Raw genomic sequence first — 2,650 nt, 5'->3', positions numbered from 1 at the left:
GGGCGCGGCGCAGGCTCTCGGCGCGGGCGCGGCCGCGGCCCTCGGCCACCGCCTCGGCGAAGTTGGCGAACAGCACCGTCGCCCAGAGCCAGGCGGCGATGCCCGCCTGGAAGCCCCAGGCCTCGCCCCGCCAGGCGGCCAGCGCGGCCAGCAGCGTGACGAGCAGGGAGACGATCTCGGTGACGAAGATCACCGGGTTGCGGATGAGCCGGGCGGGGTTGAGCTTCAGCACGGCGTCGCGCGCGGCGCGCGGCAGCATGTCGCGGTCCAGGAGAGGCGGGTTGCGCAGCGCGCGCGTGGCCTCCCCCTGCGGGCTGGTGGCGTCCATGGGTCAGGTCCGTTGTGTGGGGCGGGGCGGGGCGCGCGGCCGCTCAGAAGGTCTGGCCGGCCAGCAGCGCGAAATGCTCCGCGACCGGGCCGAGGAAGAGGGCGGGGAGGAATTGCAGCCCGCCCAGGATCAGGATCACGCCGCAGAGCAGGCCGACGAAGAGCGGCCCATGCGTCGGGAAGCTGCCGGCGGAGGGCGGCAGCTTCGGCTTGGCGGCCAGGCTGCCGGCGATGGCCAGCACCGGCACGATGATGGCGAAGCGGCCGAGCAGCATGGCGATGCCGAGCGTCGTGTTGAGATAGGGCGTGTTGGCGGTGAGGCCGCCAAAGGCCGAGCCGTTGTTCCCGGCCGCCGAGGAATAGGCGTAGAGGAGTTCCGACAGGCCGTGCGGCCCGCCATCCTGCACCGAGGCCAGCGCCGCCGGCAGCACGGCGGCCACCGCCGAGAAGCCGAGCACGCAGAGCGGCACGACCAGCACCGCCAGCATCGCCAGCTTGATCTCGCGCGCCTGCACCTTCTTGCCGAGATATTCGGGCGTGCGCCCGACCATCAGCCCGGCCACGAACACCGCCAGCAGCACGAAGACCAGCATGCCGTAGAGGCCCGAGCCGACGCCGCCCGGCAGCACCTCGCCGAGCTGGATCAGCAGCATGGGCACCAGCCCGCCGAGCGGCGTGAAGCTGTCCAGCATGGCGTTCACGCTGCCATTGGAGGCGCCGGTCGTCGCCACCGCCCACAGCGCCGAGAGCGCGATGCCGTGGCGGACCTCCTTGCCCTCCATGTTGCCGCCCAGCGGGTCGAGGCCGGCGGCGATGTGCAGCGGGTTGCCCGCCGCCTCGGCCGCGTAGGTGGCGGCCGTGCCGGCGATGACGAAGAGCATCATCACCGCGAACAGCGCCCGGCCCTGCCGCGCATCGCCCACGATGTGGCCGAAGGCGAGGGCCAGGGCGAAGGGGATGGCGAGGATCGCCCAGAGCTGCAGCAGATTGGCGAGGGCGGTCGGGTCCTCGAAGGGATGCGCGGAATTGGCGCCCCAGAAGCCGCCGCCATTGGTGCCGAGTTGCTTGATGGCGATCTGGAACGCGGCCGGGCCGAGCGCCAGGGTCTGCTCGCCGCCTTCGAGCGGGTGCGCCGTGACATAGGCGGCCAGTGTCTGCGGCACGCCCTGCGCCACCAACAGCAGCCCCAGGAGCAGCGACAGCGGCAGCAGCAGATAGAGCGTGACGCGCGTGAGGTCGGCCCAGAAATTGCCGAGCCCGGCCACGCCGCCGGCGGCGAAGGCGCGCGAGACGGCGAGGGCCAGCGCGATGCCGGTCGCGGCGGAGAGGAAGTTCTGCACCGCGAGCCCGGCCATCTGGCTCAGATAGGACAGCGCGGCCTCGCCGCTATAGGCCTGCCAGTTGGTGTTGGTGACGAAGCTGATGGCGGTGTTGAAGGCCAGCCAGGGGTCGAGGCCGGGCAGGCCCTGCGGGTTGAGCGGCAGCGCGCCCTGCAGCCGCAGCAGCGCGTAGAGCAGGACGAAGCCCGCGGCGTTGAAGGCCAGCATGGCCAGCACATAGCCGCGCCAGCCCATGCCCTGCGCCGGGTCCACCCCGGCGGCGCGGTAGAACAGCGCCTCCACGGGGGCGAGGACGCGGACGCGCCCCGCCGCGAGGGCCGCGATGTAGCGCCCGAGGGGCACCGCCGTCGCGGTGACCAGCGCGAGCACGAGGGCGATCTGCGCCCAGCCGATCCAGGTCATGTCACAGGCTCTCGGGCCGCAGCAGGGCCCATAGCAGGTAGAGGAACAGCGCGGCGGCGACGGCGCCGCCCAGGATCAGCGCGACCATGGCCGTCAGACCCGATCGCAGGCGGCGACGTAGAGGCCCATCAGCGCGAAACCGCCGAGGCCGAGGATGAGAAGAAGGGTGTCCAGCATGGAGGCTCCTCGCCGGCGATGAGGGGCCGGCCCGCCGGGAGACTGGGCGCGCGGCCCATCAGGGCGCGATACGGAAGCGGGGCGCGCCGTGTAAGCGCGGCGTAAAGGGCGGCGCCGGCCGGCGGGCGGGCGCGGCCCCCGTCCCGCTTCGGCAGGCGGCGCCCGGTTCATTTTCGCATGGCGATGGCGGCACGGCACCAGGGCGCGCGGGGCCCGCCGCGTTGCGGCGCCCCCGGCCGGCGGGGGAAGGCAGCGCACACCCTGCGGACACCCCGCTTCGCCACCGCCTCCCCGCATTCCGCGGGTGGCTGGGGCCTGCGGGATCTGGCGCGGCGCCCCGGCCGCCCTCAGGGACGGATCCAGGCAGAGCGTTTGCCGGATATTTTTCGCGCAGCTGTCGATCG

2 protein-coding genes and 1 pseudogene are annotated in these 2,650 nt (G+C 73.3%); all 3 read right to left on the bottom strand.

From position 1 onward, the window contains the following. Nucleotides 1–328 (bottom strand): annotated as a pseudogene (locus tag HMPREF0731_RS25805) (hypothetical protein); the annotation flags it as partial. Nucleotides 329–371: 43 nt separating this feature from the next. Then, entirely contained in the window at nt 372–2,069 is a 1,698-nt protein-coding gene (gene kdpA, locus HMPREF0731_RS18580; RefSeq protein ID WP_007005741.1) for a potassium-transporting ATPase subunit KdpA, read from the bottom strand. 1 nt (nt 2,070) lies between these two features. Further along, complete coding sequence (gene kdpF, locus HMPREF0731_RS26515; protein ID WP_083854564.1) at nt 2,071–2,157, bottom strand: K(+)-transporting ATPase subunit F; 87 nt, start codon at nt 2,155–2,157, stop codon at nt 2,071–2,073. Nucleotides 2,158–2,650 lie beyond the last annotated feature (493 nt).

Origin of the sequence: Pseudoroseomonas cervicalis ATCC 49957, assembly GCF_000164635.1 — a bacterium.
Taxonomy (GTDB): Bacteria; Pseudomonadota; Alphaproteobacteria; order Acetobacterales; family Acetobacteraceae; genus Pseudoroseomonas; species Pseudoroseomonas cervicalis.
This window is presented reverse-complemented; position numbering and strand designations above follow the sequence as displayed.